Annotated in this window: 5 protein-coding genes; 4 read left to right on the forward strand and 1 reads right to left on the reverse strand. The window is 72.4% G+C overall.

Annotated elements, in window-relative coordinates; all coding sequences use genetic code 11:
* Nucleotides 1-101: 101 nt before the first annotated feature.
* Entirely contained in the window at nucleotides 102-1,385 is a 1,284-nt protein-coding gene (locus ACFWXO_RS23395) for an LCP family protein (RefSeq protein ID WP_380525649.1), read from the reverse strand.
* A gap of 178 nt (nucleotides 1,386-1,563) precedes the next feature.
* On the opposite strand from ACFWXO_RS23395, the gene ACFWXO_RS23400 reads away from it, so the two are divergent.
* The 4 genes from ACFWXO_RS23400 (at nucleotide 1,564) to ACFWXO_RS23415 (ending at nucleotide 5,875) form a co-directional block, all read left to right on the forward strand.
* On the forward strand, nucleotides 1,564-1,641 hold the full coding sequence (locus tag ACFWXO_RS23400) for a putative leader peptide (RefSeq protein WP_350517968.1): 78 nt from the start codon (nucleotides 1,564-1,566) through the stop codon (nucleotides 1,639-1,641).
* A 48-nt stretch (nucleotides 1,642-1,689) separates the two neighbouring features.
* Complete coding sequence (ssuE, locus tag ACFWXO_RS23405) at nucleotides 1,690-2,244, forward strand: NADPH-dependent FMN reductase (RefSeq protein WP_360244294.1); 555 nt, start codon at nucleotides 1,690-1,692, stop codon at nucleotides 2,242-2,244.
* Between the two features lie 256 nt (nucleotides 2,245-2,500).
* Nucleotides 2,501-3,286, forward strand: coding sequence for an ABC transporter ATP-binding protein (locus ACFWXO_RS23410; protein WP_350509632.1), 786 nt, complete (start codon nucleotides 2,501-2,503; stop codon nucleotides 3,284-3,286).
* An 18-nt stretch (nucleotides 3,287-3,304) separates the two neighbouring features.
* Nucleotides 3,305-5,875 carry an ABC transporter permease gene (locus ACFWXO_RS23415; RefSeq protein ID WP_380525650.1) on the forward strand — a complete coding sequence of 857 codons (2,571 nt, stop codon included), beginning with the start codon at nucleotides 3,305-3,307 and terminating at the stop codon, nucleotides 5,873-5,875.
* The last annotated feature ends 171 nt before the right edge of the window (nucleotides 5,876-6,046 follow it).

The raw sequence follows: 6,046 nt of genomic DNA on the forward strand, positions 1-6,046 counted from the left end.
CTCCGGCAGCTGGGAGTGTCCTGCGCCCGCGGTCGGGGGGCCCCCCCGCCCGCGCCCCGGCCGGCGGCGCCCGCGCCCCCCGGCCCCCCCCCCCGCGGCGGCTACTTGAACTCGGGTACCGCGGTGTCGTTCTTGAACGCCTCGAAGACCTGCTTGGACTTGGCGGCGTCCCACTGCACCGCCGACTCGCCGGTCTTGGTGTGGTAGTCGGCGTTGCCGATCGGGACGGTCATGGTCTTGCCGCCGCCGCCGTTGACGTCCTTCATGGCGAGGAAGAGCGAGCCCAGGTCGGTCAGCCCGCAGTCGTCGTCGACGATCAGGGTGCCGAGCGCCGAGTCGACCAGCGGGTAGAAGGTGAACGGGTTGAGCACGGTGCCCGGGGAGGCGGCCTGGTGGGCGAGGGCGCCGAGGAACTTCTGCTGGTTGCGCATCCGGCCGAGGTCCTGGTCGGCCATCTGGTGGCGCTGGCGGACGAAGGCCAGGGCCTGGGTGCCGTTGAGGGTCTGGTCGCCGGCCTTGAGGTCGAGGCCGGAGTCCTTGTCCTTGATGTCCTGGTCGATGTGCATCTCGACGCCGCCGACGGAGTCGACGATGCCCGCGAACCCGGCGAAGCCGATCTCGGCGTAGTGGTCGATGCGGATGCCGGTGTTGAGTTCGACGGTCTGCACCAGGAGGCGGCCGTTGCCGGTGGCGAAGGCCGAGTTGATCTTCGAGGTGGTGGCCTTGACGGTCTTCCCGGCGCTCGTCCTGAACTCGGGGATCGGCACCCAGGAGTCGCGCGGGATGCTCATCAGCGTGTTCCCGTTGTCCCCGATGTGCAGGATCATCATCGAGTCGCTGCGCTTGCCCTCGACGTCGTGGCCGGTGTGCATGGTGTCCATCTGGGACTCGCTGAGGCCCTCGCGGCTGTCGGAGCCGACGATCAGCCAGTTGGTGCCCTTGCCGGCGGCCGGGCGGCCCGGGTAGCCGGCCAGCACGTTGTCGTGGTTGAGCTTGGAGTCCGCCCAGAACCAGGTGGACACGGAGGTCACCATGACGGCGATCAGCAGGCCGAAGACCGTCCACTTGACGACCCGCCGCCGCGGCCAGCGCCGGGACTGCGCGCCGCCCGGCCGCGCTCCGGCGGGACCACTGGGGCCGCCGGGGCCGCCGGGCCGGCCCGGTCCGCCCGGGCCGCCGGGGCCCGGCCGTCCGGGGCCGCCGGGGGCGCCCTGCGGCGGGACGCCGCCGAGCCGGTGCGGCGGTTCCGGCTGCCGGGGGGCGGGCGCGCCGGCCCCGCGCGGGTTGAGGGAGGCCGGCAGCGGTCGCTCGGACGCCGGGCCGCCGCCGTTGCCTCCGTAGGGGTTGCCTCCGCCGCCCGGGCGGCCCTCCTGCCACGTGTTCATGCCGTCGAGGATGCCCGACCCCGGTCCGGCTGACTCCCCCCGGGGCCCCTGCCAGGCCTCTTGTAGCAGTTTTGATGCACGTACCGGATCGTTCCGGCGTGAAATGCACCCGTCACCCCCGTTCCGCTTGCTGAAACGTTCCTTGACCGGTTCGAACGCACCGTGTTTGCATTTCGACATGGATCAGAGTCGGGCACTCACGCGTCGGCGCCACGTCGACCTCCAGCGTGTGTCCGGTTCGCTCTGTCGTCGCTGAAGCGCGCCCGTCGAGACCCCCGACCCGCTTCCAGCCAGAGGTGAACCCATGGCCACCGTCCTGTCCGTTTCCGGCTCCCCGTCCGCGACCTCCCGCACCACCCGGCTGCTGCGCCACGTCGACGCGCGCCTGGTGGACCGCGGCCACCACGTCATCCCCTTCGAGGCCCGCAGCCTGCCCGCGCAGGCCCTGCTGTCCGGCGACTTCGACCACCCCGGGATCGTCGCCGTCACCGAGCTGTTCGCCCGCGCCGACGGCGTCGTCATCGGCACCCCCGTCTACAAGGCCGCCTACTCGGGCCTGCTCAAGGCCCTGCTGGACGTGCTCCCGCAGTACGCGCTGGCCGGCAAGGCCGTCCTGCCGCTGGCCACCGGCGGCTCGCCCGCGCACGTCCTCGCCGTGGACTACGCGCTGCGCCCGGTGCTCAGCTCGATGGGCGCCGGCCACATCACCCAGGGCTGGTTCGTGCTCGACCGCCACATCACCGCCGGGGAGGACGGCCGGACCCTCGTCGAGTGCGAGACCGACGCCCAACTCGTCCCCGTCGTGGAGGGGTTCGCCGACGCCCTGGAACGGCTGGCCGCGCCGGTGCTGACCGGCTGAGCCGCCGGCGGGCCCGACCCCGTACGGGGCGTCCCCGAGAAGGCCCGCGGCGCCCCCTAGGGGGAGGGGGCGCCGCACCCGTAGAACCTTGGTTGCAGCGCTTCATTCCGACGGAGGACGAGCCGACCGGGACCGGCTCCTAACGTGGTTCCTACATCCCCGCCCCACCGTGCGCGGCCCGATCCGATCGGGTCCGCCGGCCGACCGCGTCGGAAGGGTGGGGGTCGACGGGTGGGCCACTTCTTAGGAGACTCCAGTGACGACGGCAGCAGCCGTGTACGACCCCCAGCTTCCCGGCGGACCGTCCGCCGTCGCCGCCTCGGCCCGCCAGGTGACCAAGGCCTACGGTTCGGGCGAGACCAGGGTCACCGCGCTCGACGCGGTCGACGTGGACATCCAGCGCGGCCGCTTCACCGCGATCATGGGCCCCTCCGGCTCCGGCAAGTCGACCCTCATGCACTGCCTGGCCGGGCTGGACACGGTCACCAGCGGACAGATCCGGATCGGCGACACCGAGATCACCGGCCTCAAGGACAAGCAGCTGACCCGCCTGCGCCGGGACAAGATCGGCTTCATCTTCCAGGCGTTCAACCTGCTGCCGACCCTGAACGCGCTGGAGAACATCACGCTGCCGATGGACATCGCCGGCCGCAGACCCGACCAGGCCTGGCTGGACCAGGTGGTGGAGACCGTCGGCCTGGCCGGCCGGCTCAAGCACCGCCCCACCCAGCTCTCCGGCGGCCAGCAGCAGCGCGTCGCGGTGGCCCGCGCCCTGGCCGCCCGCCCCGAGATCATCTTCGGCGACGAGCCCACCGGGAACCTGGACTCCCGGGCCGGCGCCGAGGTGCTGACCTTCCTGCGCCGCTCGGTGGACGAACTGGGCCAGACCATGGTCATGGTCACCCACGACCCGGTCGCCGCCGGCTACGCGGACCGCGTGCTCTTCCTCGCCGACGGCGTGATCGTCGACGAGATGCACGCGCCGACCGCCGACTCCGTCCTCGAACGCATGCGCCGTTTCGACGGCAAGCGCACCAGCTGACGGCGGGACGACGAAACCATGCTGCTCAAGACCTCACTGCGGAGCTTCTTCGCCCACAAGGGCCGGATGGCGCTCTCGCTCATCGCCGTCGTGCTGTCGGTCGCCTTCGTCTCCGGCACCCTGGTGTTCTCCGACACCGCCACCAGCACCTTCTCCAAGCTGTTCGCCGCGACCGCCTCCGACGTCTCGGTCCAGCCGCCCAAGCCGGCCGACGAGGAGGACCCGCAGGCCGGGGACAAGCCCGCCACCGTCCCGGCCGCGCTCGCCCAGCGGATCGCCGGGCTGCCCGGCGTGAAGACCGCCGTCGGCCAGGTGATGGTCGGCAACGCGATCCTGGTCAACCCGGCCACCGACAAGCTGGTCGGCCCGACCAGCGGCGCACCCACCCTGGTCGGCAACTGGACCGACACCCCGCGCAACGCGGTGAAGCTCACCTCCGGGCACGTCCCGCAGGACTCCGGCGAACTGGTGCTGGACGCGGACACCGCCAAGAAGGCCAAGCTGGCCGTCGGCGACCGGATCCGGGTCGACAACGCGGGCGGGCAGCACCCGTACACGATCGTCGGCATCGCCACCTTCACCACCACCAACCCCGGTGCGGCGCTGGCCTTCCTGGACACCCCGACCGCCCAGCAGGTGCTGCTCGGCGAGCAGGCCTACACCTCCGTCGAGGCCTACGGCGACGGCAGCCGCAGCGACGACCAGCTCAAGGCCGACGCCCTCGCCGAGGTCGGCGGCGGCTACCAGGTCAAGACCGCGACCGAGCAGAAGGACGAGAACACCAAGTCCATCGGCAGCGGCCTCGACTTCATGACGTACGCGATGCTCGGCTTCGCCGGGATCTCGCTGATCGTCGGCGGCTTCCTGATCATCAACACCTTCTCGATGCTGGTCGCCCAGCGCACCCGCGAGATCGGCCTGTTGCGCGCCATCGGCGGCAGCCGCGCCCAGGTGAACGGCTCGGTGCTGGTCGAGGCACTGATCCTGGGCGTGCTCGGCTCGACCCTCGGGGTGGCGGTCGGCCTCGGCGTCGCCGTCGGCCTGATCAAGCTGATGAACGCGATCGGCATGGACCTCAAGGCGAGCGACCTGGTGATCGGGCCCGACGTCTTCGCGGCCGGCTACGCGGTCGGCGTCCTGATCACCGTGATCGCCGCCTGGATCCCGGCCCGCCGGGCCAGCCGGATCGCCCCGATGGCCGCCCTGCGCGACCACGGCACCCCGGCCGAGGCCCGCTCCAACGTCGTCCGGACGATCCTCGGCGTGCTGCTCACCGGCGGCGGCGCCGGCCTGCTGGTGCTCGCCGGCACGGCGGAGAAGGCGGGCACCGGCGGGCAGCTCCTGGGCCTGGGCCTGCTGCTCACCCTGATCGGCTTCGTGGTGCTCGGCCCGCTGCTGGCCACCGTCGTCATCAAGGTGCTCGGCGCCCTGCTCCCGGCCCTGTTCGGGCCCTCCGGCAAGCTCGCCCAGCGCAACGCGATGCGCAACCCGCGCCGGACCGGTGCCACCGCCGCCGCGCTGATGATCGGGCTGGCGCTGGTGATCGGCTCCTCGGTGTTCAGCTCCTCGGCGGTGACGTCGGCGAGCGAGCAGATCGACAGGTCGGTGGGCGTCGACTACATCATCGGCGGCGGCCCGACGGGCGTCACCGGGGAGATGATCGACGCGGTGAAGCGGACCCCGGGCATCGACCACGTCACGACCCAGGAGAACTTCCAGAGCGCCAAGGTCCGGCTGTCCGGCGGACAGAGCGCCAGGACGGACCTCACGGCGGTGCCGGCCACGTTCTTCGGCACGGACTTCCACCCCACCGTCAGCTCCGGCACCGTCGACTCGATCGGCCGCGGCTCGCTCGGGATCGGCGAGAACTTCGCCAAGGACCACGGCCTCAAGGTCGGCGACCAGGTGACCGTCGACTACGGCAAGGGCCGCACCCAGACCCTGCCGGTGGGCGTGGTGTTCCAGAAGGGCGGACTGCTGGGCGACGGGACCTTCGTCGACCTGGACACCGCGACCAAGGTGGTCCCGGCCGCCGAGCAGCCTCCGGTCCGGACCTTCTTCGCCAAGGCCACCCCGGGCACCGACGTCGCCAAGACGCTCACCGCCCTGGAGGACGCGCTGCGGCAGTACCCGCAGCTGACCGTCAAGGACCAGGCCGGCTACAAGGAGCTCGTGCAGTCCCAGGTCAACACCCTGCTCTACCTGATCTACGGCCTGGTCGGCCTGTCGATCACCGTCGCGGTGCTCGGCGTGGTCAACACCCTGGCCCTCTCGGTGGTGGAGCGGACCCGCGAGATCGGCCTGCTGCGGGCGATCGGGCTCTCCCGCCGCCAGCTGCGCCGGATGATCCGCCTGGAGTCCGTGGTGATCGCCCTGTTCGGCGCCGTGCTCGGCACCGGGCTGGGCCTGGCCTGGGGCGTCACCGCCCAGCGGGTGCTGCGGGACCAGGGCCTCGGGACGCTCTCCGTCCCGACCACCACGGTCGTGGTGACGCTGGTCTCCTCGGTGGTGATCGGTCTGGTCGCCGCCCTCGTACCGGCCTTCCGGGCCGGACGGATGAACGTCCTCGCGGCCATCGCGACGGACTGACCCGGCGACGGGGGACGTCGGGTCACCCCACGGGGGAACGGAGGGAACCGGGGGGAACGGGGGGCGGGGGGGGGGGGGGCGGGCGCGCCCCCGCCCCCCCCCCCGGCCGCCCCGCCCGCGGAGGTCCGGCGCGCCGGGCGCCACACCCCACCCGAGCGGGTGCCGCCGCGC

Source organism: Kitasatospora sp. NPDC059088 (genome assembly GCF_042738155.1).
GTDB lineage: Bacteria > Actinomycetota > Actinomycetes > Streptomycetales > Streptomycetaceae > Kitasatospora.